General features: G+C 66.6%; 23 protein-coding genes and 2 tRNA genes. 19 read left to right on the forward strand and 6 right to left on the reverse strand.

What is annotated here, in order from left to right; translation table 11 throughout:
• The 16 genes from AC07YS_RS30065 to AC07YS_RS30140 all read left to right on the forward strand — a co-directional run.
• Positions 1-73 (forward strand): EF-Tu C-terminal domain-related protein (locus AC07YS_RS30065; RefSeq protein ID WP_487861899.1); only part of this gene is annotated, 73 nt, incomplete at its 5' end.
• A gap of 21 nt (positions 74-94) precedes the next feature.
• Positions 95-170, forward strand: a tRNA-Trp gene (locus AC07YS_RS30070).
• Between the two features lie 101 nt (positions 171-271).
• Positions 272-655, forward strand: coding sequence for a preprotein translocase subunit SecE (gene secE / locus AC07YS_RS30075; RefSeq protein WP_062479313.1), 384 nt, complete (start codon positions 272-274; stop codon positions 653-655).
• On the forward strand, positions 655-1266 hold the full coding sequence (gene nusG, locus AC07YS_RS30080) for a transcription termination/antitermination protein NusG (RefSeq protein WP_062479316.1): 612 nt from the start codon (positions 655-657) through the stop codon (positions 1264-1266). Before secE ends, nusG begins: the two co-directional genes overlap by 1 nt.
• 141 nt (positions 1267-1407) lie before the next feature.
• On the forward strand, positions 1408-1839 hold the full coding sequence (rplK, locus tag AC07YS_RS30085; protein ID WP_056584627.1) for a 50S ribosomal protein L11: 432 nt from the start codon (positions 1408-1410) through the stop codon (positions 1837-1839).
• Positions 1840-2538, forward strand: a complete 699-nt coding sequence (gene rplA / locus AC07YS_RS30090; RefSeq protein ID WP_062479319.1) for a 50S ribosomal protein L1 — start codon at positions 1840-1842, stop codon at positions 2536-2538.
• Between the two features lie 246 nt (positions 2539-2784).
• The gene (gene rplJ / locus AC07YS_RS30095) at positions 2785-3324 is read left to right on the forward strand and encodes a 50S ribosomal protein L10 (RefSeq protein ID WP_056584633.1); all 540 of its coding nucleotides are present in this window, start codon (positions 2785-2787) and stop codon (positions 3322-3324) included.
• Between the two features lie 47 nt (positions 3325-3371).
• Positions 3372-3746, forward strand: coding sequence for a 50S ribosomal protein L7/L12 (gene rplL, locus AC07YS_RS30100; RefSeq protein WP_070063901.1), 375 nt, complete (start codon positions 3372-3374; stop codon positions 3744-3746).
• A 300-nt stretch (positions 3747-4046) separates the two neighbouring features.
• Entirely contained in the window at positions 4047-8171 is a 4125-nt protein-coding gene (rpoB, locus tag AC07YS_RS30105) for a DNA-directed RNA polymerase subunit beta (RefSeq protein WP_095743426.1), read from the forward strand.
• A gap of 21 nt (positions 8172-8192) precedes the next feature.
• Positions 8193-12428, forward strand: coding sequence for a DNA-directed RNA polymerase subunit beta' (rpoC, locus tag AC07YS_RS30110; RefSeq protein ID WP_062479330.1), 4236 nt, complete (start codon positions 8193-8195; stop codon positions 12426-12428).
• 115 nt (positions 12429-12543) lie between these two features.
• Positions 12544-13143 carry a LemA family protein gene (locus AC07YS_RS30115; RefSeq protein WP_095743427.1) on the forward strand — a complete coding sequence of 200 codons (600 nt, stop codon included), beginning with the start codon at positions 12544-12546 and terminating at the stop codon, positions 13141-13143.
• 94 nt (positions 13144-13237) lie between these two features.
• On the forward strand, positions 13238-14626 hold the full coding sequence (rsmB, locus tag AC07YS_RS30120; protein WP_495269787.1) for a 16S rRNA (cytosine(967)-C(5))-methyltransferase RsmB: 1389 nt from the start codon (positions 13238-13240) through the stop codon (positions 14624-14626).
• Positions 14627-14678: 52 nt separating this feature from the next.
• Positions 14679-15248, forward strand: a complete 570-nt coding sequence (locus AC07YS_RS30125; RefSeq protein ID WP_175497139.1) for a DUF4390 domain-containing protein — start codon at positions 14679-14681, stop codon at positions 15246-15248.
• On the forward strand, positions 15245-17575 hold the full coding sequence (locus AC07YS_RS30130; RefSeq protein WP_062480362.1) for a sensor histidine kinase: 2331 nt from the start codon (positions 15245-15247) through the stop codon (positions 17573-17575). The genes AC07YS_RS30125 and AC07YS_RS30130 overlap by 4 nt, the downstream gene beginning before the upstream one ends.
• Positions 17576-17652: 77 nt before the next feature.
• On the forward strand, positions 17653-18354 hold the full coding sequence (locus AC07YS_RS30135) for a response regulator (RefSeq protein WP_062480363.1): 702 nt from the start codon (positions 17653-17655) through the stop codon (positions 18352-18354).
• Positions 18355-18372: 18 nt separating this feature from the next.
• Positions 18373-18448 (forward strand) — tRNA-Phe (locus AC07YS_RS30140).
• A 77-nt stretch (positions 18449-18525) separates the two neighbouring features.
• Here the strand turns inward: AC07YS_RS30140 and AC07YS_RS30145 are convergent.
• The gene (locus AC07YS_RS30145; protein ID WP_369631094.1) at positions 18526-18954 is read right to left on the reverse strand and encodes a low affinity iron permease family protein; all 429 of its coding nucleotides are present in this window, start codon (positions 18952-18954) and stop codon (positions 18526-18528) included.
• A 267-nt stretch (positions 18955-19221) separates the two neighbouring features.
• Here AC07YS_RS30145 and AC07YS_RS30150 point away from each other — a divergent pair, with 267 nt between their 5' ends.
• Together AC07YS_RS30150 and AC07YS_RS30155 are read left to right on the forward strand one after the other, a co-directional pair.
• Entirely contained in the window at positions 19222-19713 is a 492-nt protein-coding gene (locus AC07YS_RS30150; protein WP_495269786.1) for a ferritin-like domain-containing protein, read from the forward strand.
• 30 nt (positions 19714-19743) lie between these two features.
• Entirely contained in the window at positions 19744-20070 is a 327-nt protein-coding gene (locus AC07YS_RS30155; protein ID WP_495269785.1) for a hypothetical protein, read from the forward strand.
• Here the strand turns inward: AC07YS_RS30155 and AC07YS_RS30160 are convergent, their stop codons facing one another.
• The 3 genes from AC07YS_RS30160 to AC07YS_RS30170 form a co-directional block, all read right to left on the reverse strand.
• Positions 20071-20499 (reverse strand): DUF1810 domain-containing protein, encoded by a 429-nt coding sequence (locus AC07YS_RS30160; RefSeq protein ID WP_493195794.1) that lies wholly within the window; start codon positions 20497-20499, stop codon positions 20071-20073.
• Positions 20500-20504: 5 nt separating this feature from the next.
• Positions 20505-21971 (reverse strand): hypothetical protein, encoded by a 1467-nt coding sequence (locus tag AC07YS_RS30165; protein WP_495269784.1) that lies wholly within the window; start codon positions 21969-21971, stop codon positions 20505-20507.
• Positions 21972-22085: 114 nt separating this feature from the next.
• On the reverse strand, positions 22086-22751 hold the full coding sequence (locus tag AC07YS_RS30170) for a hypothetical protein (protein WP_495269783.1): 666 nt from the start codon (positions 22749-22751) through the stop codon (positions 22086-22088).
• 265 nt (positions 22752-23016) lie between these two features.
• On the opposite strand from AC07YS_RS30170, the gene AC07YS_RS30175 reads away from it, so the two are divergent.
• The gene (locus AC07YS_RS30175) at positions 23017-23265 is read left to right on the forward strand and encodes a hypothetical protein (RefSeq protein WP_495269782.1); all 249 of its coding nucleotides are present in this window, start codon (positions 23017-23019) and stop codon (positions 23263-23265) included.
• Between the two features lie 132 nt (positions 23266-23397).
• On the opposite strand, the gene AC07YS_RS30180 is transcribed toward AC07YS_RS30175, so the two are convergent.
• Both AC07YS_RS30180 and AC07YS_RS30185 read right to left on the reverse strand, forming a co-directional pair.
• A complete protein-coding gene (locus tag AC07YS_RS30180) occupies positions 23398-24051 on the reverse strand; it encodes a winged helix-turn-helix domain-containing protein (protein ID WP_492733702.1) in 654 nt (217 codons plus the stop codon).
• A partial coding sequence (locus AC07YS_RS30185; RefSeq protein WP_495273935.1) for an ATP-binding protein occupies positions 24051-26413 on the reverse strand: 2363 nt, incomplete at its 5' end. The genes AC07YS_RS30185 and AC07YS_RS30180, both read right to left, overlap by 1 nt.

Genomic DNA, 26413 nt, shown 5'->3' on the forward strand with positions numbered 1-26413 from the left:
CCTGCGCTTCGCCATCCGTGAAGGCGGCCGTACCGTGGGTTCGGGCGTCGTGGCCAAGATCCTCGACATCTAAGCCGAGCGTAAAGAGTACCGGAGGGGTATAGCTCAATTGGCAGAGCGTCGGTCTCCAAAACCGAAGGTTGTAGGTTCGATTCCTACTGCCCCTGCCACCTAGGTGGCACCCCGACAAGCCCATCGCGATCCGATGGGCTTCGGCGTCTCAAGAGACGCATTGAATTGAAGGCCGCGAGGCCACAGGAAATCAGCCGACATGGCCACTTCTCAAATCGAAACCGTGAGCACGGGTGCCGACAAAGCCAAGCTGGCTGCGGCGGTGGTGCTGGCAGTGGGCGCCATCGTGGCGTTCTACCTGCTGTCGCGCCAAGGCTCGCTGGTGCAATGGGCCGCGCTGCTGGTCGGCCTGGCCGCGGCTGTGGGCGCCTTCGGCAGCTCCGAGAATGGCCGTCAGCTGTGGGCTTTCGGTCGTGACTCGTGGCGCGAGGTCAAGAAGGTCGTGTGGCCGACCCGCAAGGAATCGATGCAGATGACGGCCTATGTGTTCGCCTTCGTGGCGATCATGTCCGTCTTCCTCTGGCTCACCGACAAGACGCTCGAATGGGTGTTCTTTGACCTCATTCTGGGCTGGAGAAAATAATGACCGACGACGCAGTTGAAACCACCCAGAGCACGCCGGAAGAGGAGCAGAACCCTCTCCTGACCCCCGCTGCCAACCCTGATCTGCGTTGGTACGTGGTGCATGCCTACTCGGGCATGGAAAAGGCTGTCGAGCGCAACATCACCGAGCGCATCACCCGCGCCGGCATGCAGGACAAGTTCGGCCGCATCCTGGTTCCGACCGAAGAAGTGGTCGAGATCAAGAACGGCCAGAAGCGCACCACCGAGCGCCGCTTCTTCCCGGGCTACGTGCTGGTCGAAATGATCATGGACGACGAGAGCTGGCACCTGGTGAAGCACACCAACAAGGTGACGGGTTTCGTGGGCGGCGCCAAGAACCGTCCGGCCCCGATCTCGCAGAAAGAGGTCGAGGACATCGTCAATCAGATGCAGCAGGGCACCGAGAAGCCGCGCCACAAGGTCGAGTTCACCGTGGGTGAGTTCGTGCGCGTCAAGGAAGGCCCGTTCACCGACTTCAATGGCACGGTGGAAGACGTCAACTACGAGAAGAGCAAGGTCAGCGTGTCGGTCATGATTTTCGGCCGCGCCACCCCCGTGGAGCTCGAATTCGGTCAGGTCGAGAAGACCTGATCCCATGGCCTGCCTTCGGGTGGGCCTGCCAGTTTCCGGCTGCGCGTTGTCCGACTCGGCGCGCGGTCTTGATCGAAGAGTCGTTTAACCCCGGGGAGCCGCGGCGAGAGCCAAGGCGATATCACCCGCAAGGAGCAAAGCATGGCGAAAAAAATCGTCGGCTTCATCAAGCTGCAAGTGCCAGCTGGTAAGGCCAACCCGTCCCCGCCGATCGGTCCCGCACTGGGTCAGCGCGGTCTGAACATCATGGAGTTCTGCAAGGCGTTCAACGCGCAAACCCAAGGCGTCGAGCCGGGTCTGCCGCTGCCGGTGGTCATCACCGCGTTCGCTGACAAGAGCTTCACCTTCATCATCAAGACGCCCCCGGCGATCACCTTGATCAAGAAGGCCATCAAGCTGGACAAGGGCTCGGCCCGTCCGCACACCGACAAGGTCGGCAAGATCACGCGCGCTCAGCTCGAAGAAATCGCCAAGGCCAAGATGAAGGACCTGACTGCCGCCGACCTCGACGCAGCAGTTCGCACCATCGCCGGCTCGGCCCGCTCGATGGGCGTGAATGTGGAGGGCGTGTAAATGTCCAAGATCACCAAGAAGCAAAAGTCGCTGCAAGGCAAGGTCGACAGCAACAAGCTGTACCCCCTGGCTGACGCCATCGTCATCGTCAAGGATGCCGCCACCGCCAAGTTCGACGAATCGATCGACGTGGCCGTGCAACTGGGCATCGACGCGAAGAAGTCGGACCAGGTGGTTCGCGGTGCTGTCGTGCTGCCGAATGGCACCGGCAAGACCAAGCGCGTCGCCGTGTTCGCCCAAGGCGCCAAGGCTGAAGAAGCCAAGGCCGCCGGCGCCGACATCGTCGGCATGGACGACCTGGCTGCGATGGTCAAGGCTGGCGACATGCCTTTCGACGTCGTGATCGCTGCCCCCGATGCCATGCGCGTCGTCGGTACGCTCGGTCAGATCCTCGGCCCGCGTGGCCTGATGCCCAACCCCAAGGTTGGCACCGTGACGCCTGACGTCGCCACCGCTGTCAAGAACGCCAAGGCTGGCCAGGTCCAATTCCGCGTCGACAAGGCCGGCATCATCCACGGCACGATCGGCCGTCGCTCGTTCGACAACGACAAGCTGCAAGGCAACCTCGCTGCGCTGATCGACGCTCTGGTCAAGGCCAAGCCGGCGACCAGCAAGGGCGTGTACCTGCGCAAGGTGGCTGTGTCGTCGACCATGGGTCTGGGTGTCCGCGTGGACACGCAAACCATCTCGGCGAGCTAAAGAGATTTGCCCGATCCCGCAAGGAGAGGGCAGATGTGGTGGGTCGCGGCAGCTTCGGTTGCCGCGAGCCATCCAAGACCGCTGGTGTGCAGGGCGCTGCACTTAATGGCCGGATCGATCTTTCCGGTATCCAGCGCAGATGGCGACCCCACTGCAAGGAATTTGATTTTTGTTCCGAAACAGTTGGTCGCTGCATGAAGCGCGATCCGAGGCCCCGGCCGAAGGTCGCATTAAAAGGAGTAGACCTTGAGTCTGAATCGCAGTGAGAAAGAAGCGGTCATCAGTGATGTGACCAGCCTCGCCGCAAAAGCTCAAACGCTCGTGATGGCGGAATACCGTGGCATCACGGTGGCCGATATGACCAAACTGCGCAGCGAAGCGCGCAGCAACGGTGTGACCCTGAGTGTTCTGAAGAACACGCTGGCTCGCCGTGCTGTCGCTGGCAGCCCGTTTGAGATCGTCGGCGACCAGATGACCGGTCCGCTGATCTATGGCTTCTCCGAAGACGCTGTGGCTGCCGCAAAGGTGGTGGCCAATTTCGCGAAGACCAACGACAAGTTGGTGATTCGCGGTGGCGCATTCGGTGGCAAGGCCCTGGACGTCGAAGGCGTGAAGCAACTGGCCAACATCCCTTCCAAGGAAGTGCTGCTGGCGCAACTGCTGGGCTTGATGCAATCCCCGATTTCTCGTACCGCCCGCGTGCTCGCGGCGCTGGCCGAGAAGCGTGGTGGTGGCGAAGCTGCACCCGTCGCCGATGCACCGGCAGAAGAAGCGCAGGCCGCCTGAGCGCGCCCTCGTTTTTGAATATTCAACCCAATTGTTAGGAAACAAAAATGGCATTCGATAAAGACGCATTTCTGACCGCGCTCGACGCAATGACGGTCCTGGAACTCAACGACCTGGTGAAGGCCATCGAAGAGAAGTTTGGCGTGAGCGCCGCAGCCATGTCGGCACCCGCTGCCGGCGGTGGCGCTGCTGCTGCAGTCGCTGAAGAGCAAACCGAATTCAACGTCATGCTGATGGATGCTGGCGCGAACAAGGTGTCGGCGATCAAGGCCGTGCGCGAAATCACCGGCCTGGGCCTCAAGGAAGCCAAGGACCTGGTGGAAGCCGCTCCCAAGGCTGTCAAGGAAGGCCTGTCGAAGGCTGACGCTGAAGCCGCAAAGAAGAAGCTGGAAGATGCCGGCGCCAAGGTGGAACTGAAGTAATTCAGACCCCCTAGAGGGCTGGAGGTGCCTGAAAAGGCCCTCCAGCCTTTGCCGCTTTCAGAGCGCACCCAAAAGCCGGCTTGGCGCCGGTTTTCTCAGAGACCGAAAGGTCGATGAAAAAGCAAAAGCCAAGACGTTTTTGAGTGTCTTCTGAACCCGACTGCAGAAGACCCCTTGGTTCGGGCGATGTGCAATGCATCGCCGTCCGCCAACGGCTGGTAGTGGCCAGCCGCCAAGCAGTGGTGCCGTTCGCCCGGCACTGCTGACAAGTCGCTGAAGATCTCAAGCACCGGAGCTCTCATGGCCCAATCGTCCGCGTACAGTTACACCGAACGCAAGCGCATCCGAAAAAGTTTCGGTAACCGCGACAGCGTCGTCGAAATCCCCTACCTGCTCCAGATGCAGAAAGACGCGTACACCGCGTTCCTGCAAGCCGGCATCGCCCCCAAGCACCGCACCGTCGAAGGCCTGCAGGCCGCGTTCGACGCTGCCTTCCCGATCGTCTCGCACAACGGTTTTGTCGAGATGAAGTTCCTCGAGTACAACCTGGCGAAGCCGGCGTTCGACGTGCGTGAGTGCCAGACCCGTGGTCTGACCTTCGCCTCGGCCGTGCGCGCCAAGGTGCAGCTCATCATCTATGACCGCGAGTCGTCGACCTCGCAGTCGAAGGTGGTCAAGGAAGTGAAGGAACAAGAGGTCTACATGGGCGAAGTGCCGCTCATGACCGACAAGGGTTCGTTCATCATCAACGGCACCGAGCGCGTGATCGTCTCGCAGCTGCACCGTTCGCCCGGCGTGTTCTTCGAACACGACAAGGGCAAGACGCACAGCTCGGGCAAGCTGCTGTTCTCGGCCCGCGTGATTCCTTACCGCGGCTCGTGGCTCGACTTCGAGTTCGACCCGAAGGACATGCTGTACTTCCGCGTGGACCGTCGCCGCAAGATGCCGGTCACGATCCTGCTGAAGGCCATCGGCCTGAACCCGGAATCGATCCTCGCGAACTTCTTCGTGAACGACAACTTCCGCCTGATGGACAGCGGCGCGCAGATGGAGTTCGTCTCCGAGCGCCTGCGCGGCGAAGTCGCGCGCTTCGACATCACCGACAAGTCGGGCAAGGTCGTGGTCGCCAAGGACAAGCGTGTCACGGCGCGTCACACGCGTGAGCTCGAGCAGGGCGGCACCACGCACATCAGCGTGCCGGAAGACTTCCTGGTCGGCCGCGTGATCGCTCGCAACATCGTCGACGCCGACTCCGGCGAAATCCTGGCCAAGGCCAACGACGAACTGACCGAAGCGCTGCTCAAGAAGCTGCGCACGGCCGGCGTGCAGGACATCCAGGTCATCTACACGAACGAACTGGACCAGGGCGCGTACATCTCGCAGACGCTGCGCATCGACGAAACCGTCGACGAGTTCGCAGCCCGCGTGGCCATCTACCGCATGATGCGCCCCGGCGAGCCGCCGACGGAAGACGCGGTGCAGGCCCTGTTCCAGCGCCTGTTCTACAACCCGGACACGTACGACCTGTCGCGCGTGGGCCGCATGAAGTTCAATGCCAAGGTCGGCCGCGACGAATCGACCGGCCCGATGGTGCTGACCAACGAAGACATCCTGGCTGTCGTCAAGATCCTCGTGGACCTGCGCAACGGCAACGGCGAAGTCGACGACATCGACCACCTGGGCAACCGCCGCGTGCGTTGCGTGGGCGAACTGGCCGAAAACCAGTACCGCACCGGCCTGGCACGTATCGAGAAGGCCGTGAAGGAACGTCTGGGTCAGGCCGAGCAAGAGCCGCTGATGCCGCACGACCTGATCAACAGCAAGCCGATCTCGGCCGCGCTGAAGGAATTCTTCGGTGCGTCGCAGCTGTCGCAGTTCATGGACCAGACGAACCCGCTGTCCGAAATCACCCACAAGCGCCGCGTGTCGGCCCTTGGCCCGGGCGGTCTGACGCGTGAACGTGCAGGTTTCGAAGTGCGCGACGTGCACGTGACCCACTACGGCCGCGTGTGCCCGATCGAAACGCCTGAAGGCCCGAACATCGGTCTGATCAACTCGCTGGCCCTGTACGCCCGCCTGAACGAATACGGCTTCATCGAGACGCCGTACCGCCGCGTGGTCGACAGCAAGGTCACGATGGACATCGACTACCTGTCGGCCATCGAAGAAGGCAAGTACGTCATCGCCCAGGCCAACGCGGTCCTGGACAAGGACGGCAAGCTGACCGGTGACCTGGTCTCGGCGCGTGAAGCCGGCGAATCGATCCTGGTCGGTGCCGAACGCATCCAGTACATGGACGTGTCGCCCGCGCAGATCGTGTCGGTGGCTGCCTCGCTCGTGCCGTTCCTGGAGCACGACGACGCGAACCGCGCGTTGATGGGCGCCAACATGCAGCGTCAGGCCGTGCCTGTGCTGCGCCCCGAAAAGCCGATGGTCGGTACCGGCATCGAGCGCGTCTCCGCGGTCGACTCGGGCACCGTGGTCACGGCCACCCGCGGCGGTATCGTCGACTACGTCGATGCGACCCGTGTCGTGGTGCGCGTGAACGACGCCGAAGCGGCTGCCGGTGAAGTCGGTGTGGACATCTACAACCTGATCAAGTATCAGCGTTCGAACCAGAACACCAACATCCACCAGCGCCCCATCGTCAAGCGCGGCGACAAGATCGCCAAGGGCGACGTGGTGGCCGACGGCGCATCGACCGACCTCGGCGAACTGGCCCTGGGCCAGAACATGCTGATCGCGTTCATGCCCTGGAACGGCTACAACTTCGAAGACTCGATCCTGATCTCGGAACGCGTCGTCGCCGAAGACCGCTACACCTCGATCCACATCGAGGAACTGGTGGTGATGGCCCGCGACACGAAGCTGGGCGCCGAAGAAATCACGCGCGACATCCCGAACCTGGCCGAGCAGCAGCTCAACCGCCTCGACGAATCCGGCATCATCTATGTCGGCGCCGAAGTGCAGCCGGGCGACACGCTGGTGGGCAAGGTCACGCCGAAGGGCGAGACCACGCTGACGCCGGAAGAGAAGCTGCTTCGCGCCATCTTCGGCGAGAAGGCTTCCGACGTGAAGGACACCTCGCTGCGCGTGGACCAGGGCTCGCAAGGCACCGTGATCGACGTGCAGGTGTTCACCCGCGAAGGCATCCAGCGCGACAAGCGCGCCCAGCAGATCATCGACGATGAACTCAAGCGCTTCCGCCTCGACCTGAACGACCAGCTGCGCATCGTCGAAGCCGACGCGTTCGACCGTATCGAGAAGCTCTTGACCGGCAAGGTCGCCAACGGCGGCCCGAACAAGCTGGCCAAGGGCACCAAGCTCGACAAGGCCTACCTGTCGTCGGTCGAGAAGTTCCACTGGTTCGACATCCGCCCGGCGGAAGACGACGTGGCGTCGCAGCTCGAGTCGATCAAGAACTCGCTGGAGCAGACGCGCCACAGCTTCGACCTCGCGTTCGAAGAAAAGCGCAAGAAGCTCACGCAGGGCGACGAGCTGCCCGCGGGCGTGCTCAAGATGGTCAAGGTCTACCTGGCCGTCAAGCGCCGCCTGCAACCCGGCGACAAGATGGCCGGCCGTCACGGCAACAAGGGTGTGGTGTCCAAGATCGTTCCGGTCGAGGACATGCCCCACATGGCCGACGGTACGCCGTGCGACATCTGCCTGAACCCGCTGGGCGTGCCCTCGCGGATGAACGTGGGCCAGGTGCTCGAAGTGCATCTGGGCTGGGCCGGCAAGGGCATCGGCCAGCGCATCGGTGACCTGCTGCAGCAAGAGGCCAAGGTGGCCGAGCTGCGCAAGTTCATGGAACAGCTGTACAACGGCTCGGGCCGCAAGGAAGAGCTCGACCAGCTGAGCGACACCGAGCTGCTCGCCATGGCGGCCAACCTGCAAAGCGGCGCGACCTTCGCGACGCCGGTGTTCGACGGCGCCTCGGAAGAAGAAATCCGCGGCATGCTCAAGCTCGCCTACCCGGACGACATCGCCAAGCTCAAGGGCCTGACCGAAACGCGCACGCAGGCTTACCTGTACGACGGCCGCACCGGCGACCAGTTCGAGCGTCCCGTCACCGTCGGCTACATGCACTTCTTGAAGCTGCACCACTTGGTGGACGACAAGATGCACGCCCGTTCGACCGGCCCGTACTCGCTCGTCACGCAGCAACCGCTGGGCGGCAAGGCGCAGTTCGGCGGCCAGCGTTTCGGTGAAATGGAAGTGTGGGCGCTGGAAGCTTACGGCGCCGCCTACGTCCTGCAGGAAATGCTGACCGTGAAGTCCGACGACGTGCAAGGCCGTACCAAGGTGTACGAAAGCATCGTCAAGGGCGAGCACTCGATCGAAGCCGGCATGCCGGAATCGTTCAACGTGCTGGTCAAGGAAATTCGTTCGCTGGGTCTCGACATCGAGCTCGAGCGTTCCTAAGTTGAAAAGGGAAAGAGTCTTATGAAATCGCTACTCGACCTGTTCAAGCAATTCACGCCCGATGAGCATTTCGATGCCATCAAGATCGGCATGGCTTCGCCCGAGAAGATCCGTTCGTGGTCTTTCGGCGAGGTGAAGAAGCCTGAGACGATCAATTACCGCACGTTCAAGCCCGAGCGCGACGGTCTGTTCTGCGCCAAGATCTTCGGCCCCATCAAGGACTACGAGTGCCTGTGCGGCAAGTACAAGCGCCTGAAGCACCGCGGCGTGATCTGCGAGAAGTGCGGCGTTGAAGTCACGCAGACCAAGGTGCGTCGCGAGCGCATGGGTCACATCGACCTGGCCGCGCCCTGCGCCCACATCTGGTTCCTGAAGTCGCTGCCGTCGCGTCTGGGCCTCGTGCTCGACATGACGCTGCGCGACATCGAACGCGTGCTGTACTTCGAAGCGTACGTGATCACCGACCCCGGCATGACCCCGCTGAAGAAGTTCGGCATCATGTCCGAGGACGACTACGACGCCAAGCGCAAGGAATACGGTGACGAGTTCATCGCCAAGATGGGCGCCGAAGGCATCAAGGACCTGCTCGAAGGCATCGAACTCGACAGCGAGATCGAACGCCTGCGCGGCGACCTGACCGGCTCCGAAGTCAAGGTCAAGAAGAACTCCAAGCGCCTGAAGGTGCTCGAGGCCTTCCGCAAGTCGGGCATCAAGCCCCAGTGGATGGTGCTCGAAGTGCTGCCCGTGCTGCCGCCGGACCTGCGTCCGCTGGTGCCGCTGGACGGCGGCCGCTTCGCGACCTCCGACCTGAACGACCTGTACCGCCGCGTCATCAACCGCAACTCGCGTCTGCGCCGCCTGCTGGAGCTGAAGGCTCCGGAAATCATCGCGCGCAACGAAAAGCGGATGCTGCAGGAAGCGGTCGACTCGCTGCTGGACAACGGCCGCCGTGGCAAGGCCATGACGGGCGCCAACAAGCGCGCGCTGAAGTCGCTGGCCGACATGATCAAGGGCAAGAGCGGTCGTTTCCGCCAGAACTTGCTGGGCAAGCGCGTGGACTACTCGGGCCGTTCGGTCATCGTGGTGGGCCCGACGCTCAAGCTGCACCAGTGCGGCCTGCCCAAGCTGATGGCGCTCGAGCTGTTCAAGCCCTTCATCTTCTCGCGCCTCGAAGCCATGGGCATCGCGACGACGATCAAGGCTGCCAAGAAGGAAGTCGAGTCGGGCACGCCGGTGGTCTGGGACATCCTGGAAGAAGTGATCAAGGAACACCCGGTCATGCTGAACCGTGCGCCTACGCTGCACCGTTTGGGCATCCAGGCGTTCGAGCCGATCCTGATCGAAGGCAAGGCCATCCAGCTGCACCCGCTCGTTTGCGCGGCCTTCAACGCCGACTTCGACGGCGACCAGATGGCTGTCCACGTGCCGCTGTCGGTGGAAGCGCAGATGGAAGCCCGCACGCTGATGCTGGCCTCCAACAACGTGCTGTTCCCGGCTTCGGGCGAACCGTCGATCGTTCCTTCGCAGGACGTGGTGCTGGGTCTGTACTACACGACCCGCGACCGCATCAACGGCAAGGGCGAGGGCCTGATCTTCTCCGACATCGGTGAAGTGCAGCGCGCGCTGGACGCCAACGAAGTCGAGCTCACCGCCAAGGTCGCGGTGCGTATCACGGAGTACACCAAGGACAAGGAAACCGGCGTGTTCACGCCGTCGACCTCGCTCGTGGACACCACCGTGGGCCGTGCCCTGCTGTCCGAGATCCTGCCCAAGGGCCTGCCGTTCTCGAACATCAACAAGGCGCTGAAGAAGAAGGAAATCTCCAAGCTCATCAACGTCTCGTTCCGCAAGTGCGGCCTGAAAGAGACCGTCGTGTTTGCCGACAAGCTGCTGCAAAACGGCTTCCGCCTGGCGACCAAGGCCGGCATCTCGATCGCGATCGACGACATGCTGGTGCCCGCTGAGAAGCACGGCATCATCGAGCGCTCGGCCAAGGAAGTGAAGGAGATCGAACAGCAGTACGTCTCCGGTCTCGTGACCTCCGGCGAACGCTACAACAAGGTGGTGGACATCTGGGGCAAGGCCGGCGACGAAGTGTCGAAGGTCATGATGGCCAAGCTGTCCAAGCAGAAGGTCATCGACCGCCACGGCAAGGAAGTCGAGCAGGAGTCGTTCAACTCCATCTACATGATGGCCGATTCCGGCGCCCGCGGTTCCGCAGCGCAGATTCGCCAGGTGGCCGGTATGCGGGGCCTGATGGCCAAGCCGGACGGCTCGATCATCGAGACGCCCATTACCGCGAACTTCCGCGAAGGCCTGAACGTGTTGGAGTACTTCATCTCCACCCACGGTGCCCGTAAGGGTCTGGCCGACACGGCGCTGAAGACGGCGAACTCGGGTTACCTGACCCGTCGTCTGGTCGACGTGACGCAAGACTTGGTGGTTACCGAGCAGGATTGCGGCACGCACGGCGGCTACCTGATGCGCGCCATCGTCGAAGGCGGTGAAGTGATCGAGTCGCTGCGCGACCGAATCCTGGGCCGCTCGGCCGCGGATGACGTGCTGCACCCGGAAAACCGTTCGGTGCTGCTCAAGGCCGGCGAGATGTTCGACGAAGACAACATCGAAGCACTGGAAGCCCAGGGCGTCGACGAAGTCAAGGTCCGCACCGCGCTGACCTGCGAAACGCGTTTCGGCATCTGCGCGACCTGCTACGGCCGCGACCTGGGCCGCGGCGGCCTGATCAACATCGGCGAAGCCGTCGGTGTGATCGCTGCCCAGTCCATCGGCGAACCCGGCACGCAGCTGACGATGCGTACCTTCCACATCGGTGGTGCCGCTTCGCGCGCTGCCATCGCCTCGAGCGTGGAAGCCAAGTCGAACGGCTCGATCGGCTTCAACGCCACGATGCGCTACGTGACCAACAGCAAGGGCGAGCTGGTCGTGATTTCGCGTTCGGGCGAGATCGTCATCCATGACGAGCACGGCCGTGAGCGCGAGCGTCACAAGGTGCCGTACGGCGCCACGCTGACGGTCAAGGCCGACCAGCAGATCAAGGCCGGCCACGTGCTCGCCAACTGGGACCCGCTGACCCGCCCGATCATTACCGAGTTCGCCGGCAAGGCGCAGTTCGAGAACGTCGAGGAAGGCCTGACGGTCGCCAAGCAGGTGGACGAAGTGACCGGTCTGTCGACCCTGGTCGTGATCGACCCGAAGCGCCGCGGCGCTGCCAAGGTCGTGCGTCCGCAGGTCAAGCTGATCGACGCCCAAGGCCTCGAAGTGAAGATCCCCGGCACCGACCACTCGGTGACGATCGGCTTCCCGATCGGCGCCCTGGTGCAGATCCGCGACGGTCAGGACGTGGGCCCCGGCGAAGTGCTGGCACGCATCCCGGTCGAAGGTCAGAAGACCCGAGACATCACCGGCGGTCTGCCGCGCGTGGCCGAGCTGTTCGAAGCCCGTTCGCCGAAGGACAAGGGCATGCTGGCCGAAATGACCGGTACCGTGTCGTTCGGTAAAGAGACCAAGGGCAAGATCCGCCTGCAGATCACCGATCCCGAAGGCGGCGTCTACGAAGACCTCGTGCCGAAGGAAAAGAACATCCTGGTGCACGAAGGCCAGGTGGTGAACAAGGGCGAAAGCGTGGTCGACGGTCCGGCGGACCCGCAGGACATCCTGCGCCTGCTGGGTTCGGAAGAACTCGCGCGCTACATCGTGGACGAAGTGCAGGACGTGTACCGTTTGCAGGGTGTGAAGATCAACGACAAGCACATCGAGGTGATCGTTCGCCAGATGCTGCGTCGCGTCGTGGTCGACAACATCGGCGACACGAGCTACATCTCCGGCGAACAGGTCGAACGCAGCGAAATGCTCAACACCAACGACGCCCTGCGCGCCGAAGGCAAGATCCCCGCGACGTTCACCAACCTGCTGCTGGGTATCACGAAGGCGTCGCTGTCGACGGACTCGTTCATCTCGGCTGCTTCGTTCCAGGAAACGACGCGCGTGCTGACCGAAGCCGCGATCATGGGCAAGCGCGACGAGCTGCGCGGTCTGAAGGAAAACGTCATCGTCGGCCGCCTGATTCCCGCAGGCACCGGCATGGCGTACCACCAGGCCCGCAAGGTCAAGGACGCCATGGACGAGGCCGAGCGCCGCGCCATCGCCGAGTCGGAAGCCGCCGAACTGGCCGGCTCCGGCGACAGCGATGCAGCGACCAGCACGGTCGACGCCAACGAAGGCGCCGCGACCGAATAACTGGTTAGCATCACCGGCATGACCGGCTGCCCACGCCCTCCGACCGCTCCGGTCGGGGGGCGTTTTTCTTTGTGTTCGCAGGGTTCCGACCGATGACCAAGAGGTTCTGTTTCCGATGAGCGTCCTGCCCGATTCGCTGGCCGGCTGGCTCGTTGCCGCGCTGCTGCTGTTCTGGTTCGTGGGCGCCTACAACCGGCTGGTGCGGCTGCGCGCGGCCGTGCTCCAGGCCTACGCCGTGCTCGACGTGGCGCTGCGCAAGCAGCTCGATTTCGTCCAGGCCAGCATCACCGCCGCGCCCCGGCCCGAGTCGCCGCCCGAAGGCGCGCCCACCGTGGCCCCGCTGCAGGCCGCCACGACGCAGCTCGCGACCCTGCTCGGTGCGACGCGGGTGCGCCCGCTCGACCCGGGCAGCATGGCGGCGCTGGCCACCGCGCTGCAGGTGCTCATTGCGGCATGGCGGCGCCAGTATCCGGGCGCGGTCACGGTGTTCGACGCGGACGGCACGCTGTCGCGGCCCGCGCCGCTGATGCCCGGCCTGGGCGGCGCGTCCGATCCGGCCGCGCCCATCGCCTGGCCCGAGCCGTCGGCGGCGGCGGAAATCGCACGCGGCCAGTTCAACCAGGCCGTGGCGCAGTACAACGCGGGCATCGCCCAGTTCCCGGCGCTGCTGGTGGCCTGGATCGTGCGACTGCGGCCTGCGGCGCCCTTGCTCTGACCTGCCTCGACCCGACGACAGGCGGGTAACGCCTTCGTTTCCATTCCCACCGCGCGGCGTGCTGTCTTTCTCGCCCGTTACCATCGGCTCCAACTTGCCAGCAGATCTTTCCTCCGACCCCTCTTCGGGCAGCGCCTCCTCGGCGCCGCAACAACCGCCGCTCTGGCGCCAACTGCAACTGACCGCAGGGGCGCTGGCGTCGATTCGCGCCGGCACCTCGGGCACCGTTGCGTTCGAGGCCGTCGAGCCCGCGCTGCGCCCCGGCGTGCAGGCGCTCGGCTTCCAGGTGCTGCGCTGGCTCGGTCGCGCCGAGGCGCTGCGCCGCCACCTGGCCAAGCGCACGCCGCCGCCGCTGCCCGACGCCTTGCTGTGCACCGCGCTCGCGCTGGCCTGGCACAGCGACCATGCCCCCTACGAACCCTTCACGCTGGTCGATCAGGCCGTGGAAGCTGCCAAGCGCAACCCGGCGACGCGGGCGCAGGCCAGCTTCATCAACGCCTGCCTGCGCCGCTTCCTGCGCGAGCGCGACGAGCTCGTGGCCGCCACCGACACCGAACCGGTCGCGCAGTGGAACCACCCGCGCTGGTGGATCGAGCGCCTGAAGCGCGACCATCCGCGCGACTGGCAGCGTGTGCTGTCGGCCGACAACGCCCAGGCGCCGATGACCTTGCGCGTCAACGCGCTGCAATCGACGCCGGCCGCCTACCTGCTGGAGTTGGAGGCCGTGGGCCTCGGCGCCACGCGCGTCGGCGCCGACGGCCTGCAGCTGACACGGGCCCGCCCCGTGCAGCAGCTCCCCGGTTTCACGGACGGCGCCTGCTCGGTGCAGGACGCCGCCGCGCAGCTCGCGGCCCCCTTGCTGCTCGACGGCCTGCTGCCGGCCAAGCCCGGTGCCGCGCCGCTGCGCGTGTTGGACGCCTGCGCCGCCCCCGGCGGCAAGACCGCGCACCTGATCGAACGGGCCGGCGCCGACGCCGTCGAGGTGACCGCGCTGGAGGTCGATGCCGTGCGCAGCCGCCGCATCGACGAGACGCTCGCCCGCCTCGGCCTGAAGGCCAAGGTGGTGGTGGCCGATGCCGGCCGCCCCGCCGACTGGTGGGATGGCGCGCTGTTCGACGCCATCCTGCTGGACGCGCCGTGCACCGCCTCGGGCATCGTGCGGCGCCATCCCGATGTGCGCTGGCTGCGCCGCGAGAGCGACACCGCCCAGCTGGCGACCCAGCAGGCGACGCTGCTGGCGGCGCTCTGGCCGCTCGTGCGGCCCGGCGGCCGGCTGCTTTACTGCACCTGTTCCGTGTTCCGCGAAGAAGGCTCGCAACAAATTGATGCGTTTCTTGTACGCAACACCGACGCCCGTTTGCTGCCGTCCCCGGGACACTTGCTGCCTCAAAGTGGGGCGAATGCCCGTGGCGTCCCGGACAATCCCTCTGGTGACCACGACGGCTTCTTCTACGCCCTGCTTGAAAAACCCGCGCCGCACTGACGGCCGCCGGTCGATCCTGCTGGCCGGCCTGTGGCTGGCCTGGGCCCTGTGGATGGCCCTGTTCCCGGCCGCCGCCACCGCCCAGGGCAGGCCCGGCGGCGCCACCATCACCCAGATGCGCCTGGAGCAGGCCGACGACGGCGTCTACCTGAGCGCGGCCGTGCAGTTCGAGCTGCCCACGCTGGTGGAAGACGTGCTCGACAAGGGCATCGCCATCTATTTCGTGGCCGAGGCCGAGGTCTTCCAGGAGCGCTGGTACTGGACCGACCGCAAGGTCGCCCAGGTGGCGCGCCACATGCGGCTGGCCTACCAGCCCCTCACGCGCCGCTGGCGGCTGAATGTGTCGCCGGTGCCGATCACCGGCGCCGCCGGCTTCGGCATCTCGCTGAACCAGAACTTCGACAGCCTCGGCGACGCGCTCGAGGCCATCAAGCGCATCGGCCGGCTGCGGCTGGGCGACGCCGCCGAGATCGGCGACGAGCCGCTGCACCAGGTCACCTTCCGTTTCCGGCTCGACACCTCGCAGCTGCCGCGTCCTTTCCAGATCGGCATGGTCGGGCAGGCCGAGTGGAACATCGCCGCCGAGCGCACCGCCCGGCTGCCGCTGGAGAAGCAGCGGTGAGCAGCAAGCCGCGCAGCGGCGCCGCGGCCACGCCTGCCGCCCGCCGCTCGCGCGCGTTGCGCTGGGCCGTGGGCGTCGGCGCCGCGATGGTCACCGCCATCGGCCTGGTGCTGATGTTCCTGCTGGCCCAGGCCACCAACAACCGCGCGCTGTACGAGCGCTACTACGTGCGCCTGTTCGGCATCAACGTGGTGGTGGCCGTGCTGCTGGTGCTGGTGATCGGCTGGGTCGCGTTCCGGTTGCTGCGGCGGCTGCGCCAGGGCAAGTTCGGCAGCCGGCTGCTGATCAAGCTCGCGGCCATCTTCGCGCTCGTGGGGGTGGTGCCCGGGGCGCTGGTCTACGTGGTGTCCTACCAGTTCGTCGCGCGCTCGATCGAGAGCTGGTTCGACGTCAAGGTCGAGGGCGCGCTCGATGCCGGCCTGAACCTGGGCCGGGCCACGCTCGATTCGCTGTCCGACGACCTCGCCGCCAAGACCCGCACTGCCAGCGCCCAGCTGTCGCAGGTGCCCGACGCGAGCGCGGGGCTGCTGCTGGAGCGCATCCGCGACCAGCTCGAAGCCAGCGACGTGATCCTCTGGACCGGTTCGGGCCAGCTCGTGGCCAGCGCGGGCGCGTCGCGCTTCCAGCTCAACCCCGAGCGGCCGACGGCGCAGCAGTTCCGCCAGGTGCGGCCCGACCGCGCCGTCGCGCATGTTGAGGGCCTGGAGGAAACCGCCTTGCCCAGCGCCACGCCGTCGAGCGCCAGCGTGCGCGCACTGGCCATGGTGCAGCGCCCGGGCTTCGATTTCGACACCGCGCCGCGCTACCTGCAGGTCACGCGGCCGCTGCCGCCGGCCGTGGTCGCCAACGCCCTGGCCGTGCAGGAAGCCAACCGCGAGTACCAGGAGCGCGCGCTGGCGCGCGAGGGGCTGCGGCGCATGTACATCGGCACGCTCACGCTGAGCCTGTTCCTCGCCGTGTTCGGCGCGGTGCTGCTGGCCGTGCTGTTCGGCAACCAGCTCGCACGGCCGCTGCTCGTGCTGGCCGACGGCGTGCGCCAGGTGGCCGCCGGCGACCTGCGGCCCACCGCCGTGCTGCAGGGCAAGGACGAGCTGGGTGGCCTCACGCGCTCGTTCGCCGTCATGACCCAGCAGCTGGCCGACGCCCGCGGCGCGGTCGAGAAGACCATGGACCAGCTCGACGCCGCCCGCGGCAACCTGCAGACCATCCTGGACAACCTGACCTCGGGCGTGATCGTGCTCGACGCCAAGGGCACCGTGCTGTCCACCAACCCGGGCGCCACCCGCGTGCTGCGCGCGCCGCTCGCCGCCTATGAAGGCAAGGCGCTGGTCGATGTGCCGGGGCTGGCCGATTTCGGCGCCAAGGTGCAGCAGCAGTTCGACGAGTTCCTGGTCGAGCGCATGCAGCACGGCCTGGACCACTGGCAGCACGCCTTCGAGCTGCACGCCACGGGCAACGACCTGCCGCAGCAGGACGACGCCATCAACATCGTCGCGCGCGGCGCCGAGCTGCCGGGCGATGCGCGGCTGCTGGTGTTCGACGACATCTCCGAAATCGTCTCGGCCCAGCGCGCACAGGCCTGGGGCGAGGTGGCACGCCGCCTCGCGCACGAGATCAAGAACCCGCTCACGCCGATCCAGCTGTCGGCCGAGCGGCTCGAGATGAAGCTCTCGGGCAAGGTCGAGCCGCCCGAGCAGGCCATCCTGGTGAAGTCGGTCAAGACCATCGTCGACCAGGTCGATGCGATGAAGCGGCTGGTGAACGAATTCCGCGACTACGCCCGGCTGCCCGCGGCCGACCTCAAGCCGGTCGACCTCAATGCGCTGCTGGCCGACGTGCTGCAGCTGTATCACGCCGAGAACCTGCCGATCACGCTGCGTTCGGAGCTCGACGAGCGCTGTCCGCCCGTGCGCGGCGACGAACAGCAGATCCGCCAGGTCGTGCACAACCTGTTGCAGAACGCGCAGGACGCCGCCGAGGCCGCCGCCAGTGGCACGGGCCGGGTGGGCGAGGTCGTCATCCGCACCCGGCTGGGCGATTCGGGCCAGCGCGTGCGCCTCACTGTGCAGGACAGCGGGCCCGGCTTTGCCGAAAACATTCTCAAGCGCGCCTTCGAGCCCTACGTCACGACGAAAACAAAAGGTACCGGTTTGGGCCTGGCCGTCGTCAAGAAGATCGCTGACGAACACGGCGCGCGCATCGAGCTTTCCAACCGTGTCGTCGACGGGGCTGTGGCGGGGGCGCAAGTCTCGCTATCATTCGCGCTGGCAGGCGAACCGCGGGCAGCGGTCGCTCACACCGAAGATTCGAAATCTTCGTCCGCCTGAGTACCGGCGAATCCAGCGCATAGGGGCTGGATCGGGAGCGGATCAATACACACCAGCGCATACAACAAGCAGCACTCATGGCAAACATTCTCGTGGTCGATGACGAGCTGGGCATCAGGGACCTGCTCTTCGAAATTCTCAATGACGAAGGCCACAACGTGGAGCTCGCGGAAAACGCCGCCGAAGCCCGCGCGGCCCGACAACGCGCCCGGCCCGATCTCGTGCTGCTCGACATCTGGATGCCGGACACCGACGGCGTCACCTTGCTCAAGGAGTGGTCCACCGCGGGCCTGCTGAGCATGCCGGTCATCATGATGAGCGGGCACGCCACCATTGACACCGCGGTCGATGCCACGCGCATCGGCGCCTTCGCGTTCCTCGAAAAACCCATCACGCTGCAAAAGCTGCTCAAGGCGGTGGAGCAGGGGCTGGCGCGCGAGAGCGCCCGCCGCACCGCCGCCGGCGTGGTGCCGCCGCCCACGGGCGCCCACCAGGCGGCCGCCATCACGACCACGGGCGACAGCCTGCTGATGGCGTCGCTCGCGGCCGTGCCGGTGGCCGACGCGGGTCCGCAGTCGACCCAGAGCTTCGACCTCGACCGCCCGCTGCGCGATGCGCGCGACGGTTTCGAGAAGGCCTACTTCGAGTTCCACCTGGCGATGGAGAACGGTTCGATGACCCGCGTGGCCGAGAAAACCGGCCTCGAGCGCACCCATCTTTATAGAAAACTCAAACAATTGGGCGTGGATCTTTCCCGAGGCCGCAGAAGCGCTGTATAATTTAAGGCTGCACACAATGGCCCGGTAGCTCAGTTGGTAGAGCAGCGGATTGAAAATCCGCGTGTCGGTGGTTCGATTCCGCCCCAGGCCACCAAATTCAGTCAAAAAGCCCGACCTTCCGAGGTTGGGCTTTTTGCATTCTGGCGCCGTGTTTGGGGAATCTCACTCCCGCTACCCGGCCCGATCCCCGTTGATGTCGTCATGCCCGCGGCGCCTGCGTTCGGCCCGCGTCTTCGCCAGCGTGGCCTGACTCTGCTTGGCCGCCGCCTCGCAGCGCGCGTGCAGCGCGATCAGCTCCTTGTCCGTGAGCCGCTCGATGCCGATGAAGTCGTCCTCCGCGTCGGAGGTGCGGATCAGTTCGTCGAGCTTGGTCTGCAGGGCGACGCTGTCGCGGTTCTGCGTGTTCTGGATCAGGAACACCATGAGGAAGGTGACGATGGTGGTGCCCGTGTTGATCACCAGCTGCCACGTTTCCGAAAAGCCGAAGAACGGCCCCGCGACTGCCCAGGCCACGACGACGACCACGCAGACCAGGAAGGCCGCCGGGCTGCCCGTCCAGCGTGCGACGGCGTTGGCGAAGGAATCAAAGAGTCGCTCCATGCGCGTGTCCTCCAGTCGGGGCGATGCTGCCGCGGTGGTGCGCGCGAGCGCGTCAGCGGAGGCCCGCCTCGCATGGCATCGCAATTCCCCTGAGGCTGTCGGCGCATAGCGGCGCGCGGCCGTGGCCTCGGACACGGCTTACACGCGTCGTCGGGTCGAGACGACAGGGCGCTTCCCGCACCGTGTCGACCATGAAGGCTCATTGCAGTCTTTCTTTCTCAACCCGGCCCTCGCTTCGGCGACCGGCCTTCAAGGAGCAACCCCCCAATGGCCAACGATACCCAGGCAATCACCGCGGACGCGGTGTCCAACGATCAGGTGATCGACGTTCTGAACGACCTTCTGGAGAACACGCGCGACGGCGAGTACGGCTTTCGCGCCTGCGCGAAGGAAGTCGACTCGGCGCAACTGAAGCCGGTGCTCGAAAGCCGCGCTTCGCAATGCGCCAGCGCGGCCTCCGAACTCGTAGCACTCATCCGCCAACTCGGCGGCAAACCCGACGACGGCGGCACGGTCAGCGGTGCGGTGCATCGCGGCTGGGTGCATGTGAAGGGCGCGGTCGGCGCGAACAGCGCGCTGTCGATGCTCGAGGAATGCGAGCGCGGCGAAGACGCGGCACTCGCGCGCTACCGCAAGGCCCTCAAGGCCGACCTGCCGGCCGAGGTGCGCATGCTGGTGCAGCGCCAGGCCGACGGCGCGCAGGCCAACCACGACCAGATCAAGGGCCTGCGCGATCAATTCCGCAGCGCCAAGGGCTGACCGGCCTGCACCCTCGGGATGCCTTCCTCCATGACCGGTGACCGCCACGCGCCAGCCATGCCCCCTGCGCCGTCCGCGACGGAAGTTGCGGACGGCGTCGGCGAGCGCCTTCTCACCTTCAGCTACCTCGGTTGGTGGTTTTCGTGCGCCGCGCAGCAGGTGGACGATCAGACCTTCAGGCCGGTGGTCTTCTGCCGCGCCTATGGGGGCGGCGACGTCGAAGGCGCGGAGCAGCGCCTGCCGTCCGACACGGACAACGTCGCGTACGGCAGCGAAGCCGAGGCGCTGCGCCACGCCGAGCAGCAAGCCATTCGCTGGGCGCATGACCGCACGGGCGACGGCCAGGGCCGGTTCTGACTACGCAGCTCGGACGAGTGCGATCGTCGCGTCGTCCCGCGCGCCGTTGAAGTACTGCACCAGCACATCGCCGAACACGGGGGCTTCAGGCGCCACGATTTCGAACAGCGTCATGCAGGAGCGCAGCTTGAGATCGTCCGGCGAGCCGAAGACCTGATGCGCATCGGTGCCGGGCAGGGCGCGCACCAGCTCCGCGCAGTGGCGCAGTCGCTCACCGAGCACAGCGTGCTGCCAGTACGCCGTCGCCTCGGCGGTACCGTCGAGGCCGAAGAACTGCGCGGTCGCACTGCGGCCCAGCGCCTTCAGTTGAGGAAACACGAACCACATCCAGTGCGTGCGCTTGCGTCCCGCCGCGAGTTCCGCGCAGACCTGGGCGTACACGGGCTCTTGCGCCGCCACGAAGCGTTCGAGGTGCCAGTCGATGGTCATGTGTGTCAAGCGCCCGGTGTGGTTGCAGTTGCCCGATCATGCTGCAACCGAGGGTCGAGCCAGTCCATGCGCCACGCCAGCAGCAGCACCGCGCCGACCACGCAGGTGACGGCCAGCGCGCCCGCGAGGCCGTGCCGCTGACGGTAGGGATCGGGCGCGATGCGCTGGGCGCCCGGCGGCACGCGCGCCGTCTGCGACAGCATGCCGCCCAGGCGCACGTTGACCTTCATGCGGCCATTGATGGCCCATCCGCTCGCGTCGAGGATCGGCCCCAGGCTGCGCTGGCGCAGCTTCAGCCACGCGATCAGCATGCTCGGTCCCGAGATCGCGATCACGATGCCGACGAGGGCCACCGGAATCCATTGCCCCAGGTCGACGAACTTGCCGAAGATGCCGACCAGCACCGCGCTGATGCTGCCCAGCGCCACGCCGATGGCGGCCACGGTACCGACGTCGATGCGGCTGGCGGTGGGCAGGATCGGCCCTGGCTTGGCCGGCGTCTTCGTTGACGAGGCCGCTGCGTCGGTCGGTTGGTCGGCGGTGGCGACGCGTCCGGCCAGCGTCTGCAACGCGCTCTGCGAGCCGGCCTCGCTGGCGGCCGCGCGCTTGGCCACCTGTTCCTCGATCAACCGCACGAACTTCTTGTAGGGCGCGAAGAAGGCCTGCGCGACGCTCGTGGGGTTCTCGATCAGCTTGGTGACGGTGGCGTCCCAGTCGCGGCCCTGGCGGTCGTAGAACACGCCGTTGCGTCCGGCGAAAAGGAAGTCGACGTCGCCGGCCGTGAAGGCGGCGACGATGCTCATCTTTTCTCCCTGGCGCGTGCAGTCGCAGTACGCGAGGCAGGTCTTGGCCAGGCCGGCCAGCGCGGCGTGGCGCGCGGTGTCCTGCACCTGCACCGTGAGCTCGCAGCTGCGCCCGTCGAGGTAGAGCGTGCCCGCCTGGAAGATCGCGCCTTCGCGCCGGTAGAACGCCTTGAACGACACGAAGTTGTGCAGCAGCACGCGCAGGTCGCGCTGCAGCCGCAGCAGCTTCTCGAGGTCGGTCAGCAATCGGTTGTGGTGCTCGGTGGCCTCGTCTTCGGCAATGAGCGAGAGCAACGCATCGCGTGTCGCGAGCAGGGCGTCGATGCGTTCACGCGGCAGGCCCGCGAGCGCGTTGTCAGGCCGCGCGGCGATCCACGCGTCGCAAGGCGCGAGCCGCTCGCGCAGCACTTGCCACTGGGCTTCTTCGAGCGTGTCGCGTTCGCCGAGCAGCGGCGCCACCGCGTCGCGCGCGAACGCGGCCATGGCCTCGGCCCAGGCGGGATTGAGGCTCGCGCCACTCAGTGGCAGCGCGCGATGGGGCGTCACCGGCGCCAGAGGCAACTCCGCCACCGGCTGCACGCTCGCATCGAAGGTGTGCCCCGCGAGTGCGTCGTAGGCTTCGGGCGAGGGGTTGAGCGCCACCACCGCCTGCACGTCGTAGGCGGCCACGCGGCAGCGCGCGAAGAAGTCGTCGACCTTGGCCGCGACCGCGCGCAGGGCCTCGGCCGCAGCCAGCGTGCGTGCGCCCAGCGGGAGCAGCGCCTCTGCGTCGTCCTGCGCATGCTAGTCGCGGACCGCTTGCGCTTCGGCCATGAAGGCCTCGGCGCGTGCGCGATCGAGGCCGGGCGTCTGTTCGTGCCGGTCGGGCGTGCTGCCGTGGGTGCGCATCGCTTCCTCGATGGTGGCGCGCAGCGCGTCGTCGGTGCCGGCCGTGGCCGGCGTGACCACGCCGTCGCCGTTGAAGCGCATCGCTGCCAGCCATTCGCCGCGATCGGCGATGTCGGCGAGGGTCAGCGTGTGCGTGTCCTGCTTGCCGAGCAGGTCGAGGATGCGCCGGCCTTCCTTCGCGAGGTCGGCGCCCGGCGCGCGCGTGTCGTCAAGGTCATCCAGCGACAGCGTGCCGCCGCCCGCGAGCAGCACGTCGGCGCTGCGCAGCCGCTCGCAGGCCCACTGGCAGGCGGCGATGACCTCGGGCGGTCGCACGCGGCCGTCGCCGTCGGTGTCGATGAGGTCGAGCGTGCGCGCATCGAAGTCGATGCCGCGCGTGGGGCAAGCGAGTGCGACCCACAGTTTCTGGTCGAGTTCGGCGATGCGTGCGATGTCCTCGCCGCTGCGGAACACCACCTGGTCCACGCCGCCCGCACGGATGAACTGCCAGCGGTGCGGCGTCGGGCCTGGCGTGTGGGTGCCGGGAAGGTCGGCGGGAACGGGGGCGGTGGCGGTCGTCAACGGGCTGATGTCCTTGGGGTGGTTGTGCGGGGTCGGGAGTGTTTGAAGGAGAGGGCCGCGTGCGCCGTCATGCACGACGCAGCGCCTTCGTCTCGTGAGCGTCAGCCTAGATCGCGCGACGGATCGGCTTTGAGGACAGACGGCGCGCAGCGATGTCGGTCGACGCCGACATTGCGCGCGTGACCGCGTCATCCCACCCACGGCCAACAGGGTCAATGCCAGGGTAGTGAGTGCATGCGCCGCGCCGACTTATCCTCCGGTCGCCATGGCCGCCACACGCATCGATCTCGATCTGCCTGACGGGTGGAGTTGCTGGTTCGAACTGCAGCAATCCGCCGAAGGCGCCTGTTCGGGCAAGGCGGAACTTCGCGAGGGCAACGAGCCGCGGTGCGTGCTGGTCATTGCGCAGCAGCCGACGCGCGAGGCCGTGATCGAGCGATTAAAGTTTCGCGCCGACTACTTCGTCGGAGAGTGGCGCATGCGGCAGCGCGAGGGCAGGACGCCGCGGCCCTGAGCTTGGGCGGTCTTGCGATCTTCTGCGCAGACCTCGGACCCGCAAGAAGTTGCACTCCCCAAAAGAAAAGCGACCGTTCGAAGCGGTCGCTTTTTTCTCTTGATGCGCGAGGGTGCGTTCGCACCCCGGATCTCACATGCGATACGACGGCGCAGGCGAGGAGACAGGCACCAGCTGGTAGCCCTGTCCGTAGACCGCGCGCAGCACGTACCCGTTTTCGCGCTGCAGCGACAGCTTGCGCCGCACGTTCGTGGCGCAGGCGTCGAGCGAGCGCGTGACGGGGCGTTCGGGCGGGAGCTTCCACACCGAACTCATGAGCCAGGAGCGCGTCAGCACGTTGCCGAGGTTGCGGAACAGCTCGAGTGCGAAGGAGAACTGCCGCGGCTGGAGCGCGATCTCGCGGTCGCGGTGCAGCACGGTGTTGTTGCCGTCGACGAAGCGGTACTCGCCCCAGGTCCAGCGGTCCGTGGAGGGGGCCTGGCGCGTGGCGGCGCTCGTGTCCTGCTCCGTGTAGAGCGTGTGCATGTGCTGCACCAGCGCCTCGTTCGAGATGCGGCGCAGGTCGAAGTTGGTGCCGCTGCCCAGCAGGGGCATGTCGTCGAAATAGGAGGGCAGCGCGACCACGTCGGGCTCGCCCTGCGCGGTGATGGGCAGGGCGGGCATGCCCAGCACCCAGCACACGGTGAGCAGGCTCTCGCTGCCCATGGCATCGGGTGCGGCCAGCAGCAGGTCGAAGCGGCTGCCGCGGCTCAAGGTGGACAGCAACTCTCCGATGGTGCTGAACATCACGGGCCGGTGGCCGACGCCACCGCCTGCACGCGTGCGCCGTGCTCCTTGAGGAATTCGAAGGTGGCGTCGCGCACGTCGGTGTCGTCGTCCACCAGCAGCACCTGCAGCGCATCGAGCGACAGCGCGGGCGGTGGCGGTGCGCAGGCCGGCGCAGCCGACGGTGCGGCCTCGGGCAGCACCAGCGTGAACGCGGTGCCCTGGCCGACGGTGCTGCGCACACGCAGGTCGCCGCCCGACTGCTTGACGAAGCCGTAGACGATGCTCAGGCCCAGCCCGCTGCCTTCGTTCTCCTTGGTCGAGAAGAAGGGTTCGAAGATGTGCTCCAGCACGTGCGGCGGCATGCCGTGGCCCGTGTCGCTGATGCGGATCTCGACCACCGGGCCGGGGCTGCCCTGCGCGCCATTCACGCCATGCGCCACCGTGCCGGCCGCCGCCGCGTGCCACGCGCTGTGCAGCGTGAGCACGCCCCCGCGCTGCATCGCCGCACCCCCGTTCAGCGCCAGGTTGAGGATCGCGTTCTCGAGCTGCCCGCCGTCGGCCAGCACGCACGCCCCGTCGGCCTGCAGGTCGAGCTCGACGCGGATGCCCTGGCCGAGCGAATACTCGATGAGGTCCTGCAGTCCGGCCAGCATCTGGTCGACATCGATCACTTCGGCGCGCAGCGTCTGCCGGCGGGCAAAGGCCAGCAGGCGCGTCGTGAGCACGGCGCCGCGCTCCGAGGCCCGGAACGCCCGGTCCACGATCCGGCGCATGTCGGGCGACAGGTCGTCGCGCGACTGCAGCAGCTGCAGGTTGCTGAAGATCGCCGCCAGCAGGTTGTTGAAGTCGTGCGCGACGCCGCCCGTGAGCTGGCCCAGCACTTCCATCTTCTGCGCCTGCCGCACTTGCCGTTCGAGCGCGCGGCTCTCGCTCTGGTCGCTGTACAGCGTGACGAAGCCGCCGGCTGGCATGGGGTGGTTGCGCACGGCCAGCACCTGACCGTTGTCGAGCAGGTAGTCGTCGCGCCGCCGCTGCGCATCGGGTGGCCCCAGCAGGTCGACGGCGGGGCGGCCGTCGGCCAGCGCCGGCAACGCCGCGCGCAGCGTGTCGAGCGTCGCGCCGGTATGGATCGCCTGCGCGGGCAGGCGCAGCAGCGCGGCGAAGCGCGGGTTCCAGGCCACCAAGCGGCCTTCGGCGTCGAACGCGCCCAGGCCGTCGTCGATGCTGTCGAGCACCGTGCGCAGCAGGCGCCGTTGCTCCGAAATGTCCGCACCCATCCGCCGCATCGACAGCGTGTTGTCGCGGAACACGTTGAAGGCACCGACGAGCGCACCGACCTCGTCGTCGCGTCGCGAGACATCGGGCGGCGCGCTGGCGTTGCCGTGCGACAGCTCGGTGATGGCGGAGGTGACCCGCGTGAGGTCGCGCAGTGATTCGCGCAGGCTCCAGTACCCGAGCACCAGCGCGGCGGCCGCGACCAGCAGCGCGAGCGTGACCGCGATCAGCCCCGAGCGCACGATCAGGCCCACCGAATGTTCGCGCGAGGACACCTCGGCGCTGAGCGCCGCCACATGGCGGTCGACCGAGCGCGTGAGCTCTTCCGAGAGCACGCGCGTGGAGGTCAGCAGCAGGGTCTTGCGATCGCGCAGCGCGAGGTGCTGCCTGCGCAGCGCGAAGATGCTGTCGGCCTGCGCGGCGATCTGGGCGCGGATCGCCGCATCGATGCGCAAGGCGTTGGCTGAGCCGGCGTAGGCGAGATAGACCCGCTCGGCCTCGTCCAGGTCGAGCGTGTTGTGGGCGTACAAGGCAACCCGCAGCAGATGCAGCGTGTGGTCTGCAACGAACCTGGAACGCTCGGGCAGATCGGCGATGCGGTGCTCCATCTGGCTCAGCGCGTGAATGCGTCCGCGGCCTTCTTCCCGCAGCGCGAGGTCCAGGCGCTTGAACTCGATCAGATCGTCCAGCACCACCTGCATGGCGCTCAGCACCTTCGGCACACCGGTGGCTGCGCCGCTCGCCGGCGGCAGTTGCGCCGCGAGCACGCGCACCTCCTCCTGTCGCTTCAGCAGATCGGCCTTTTCCTGGTTGAGCCGCGCCGATATCGACATTTCCGCCACGTACGGCGCTGCCGCCGCCAGGTGCGTGACGCGCTCCGACAGCGCGAGAGACTTCGCCACCGACGGCAGGATGCGCTCGTCGAAGCCCTGGATCGCGGCCTTGGCGTTGAACAGCGCCACCATCGCCACGGCGGCCAGCACCAGCGTGGTGATGGCCAGTACGGCGAACGCGGAGAGCCATCGCCCGCGCAGGCTGCACGAGCGCTTGCGCCCGCGCGCAGGCGCGTTCGCGTTCGAGGAGGTGCGGGGGCCTTGCATGGGGC

The organism is Variovorax sp. GW458-11-26-14-LB1, assembly GCF_059423965.1.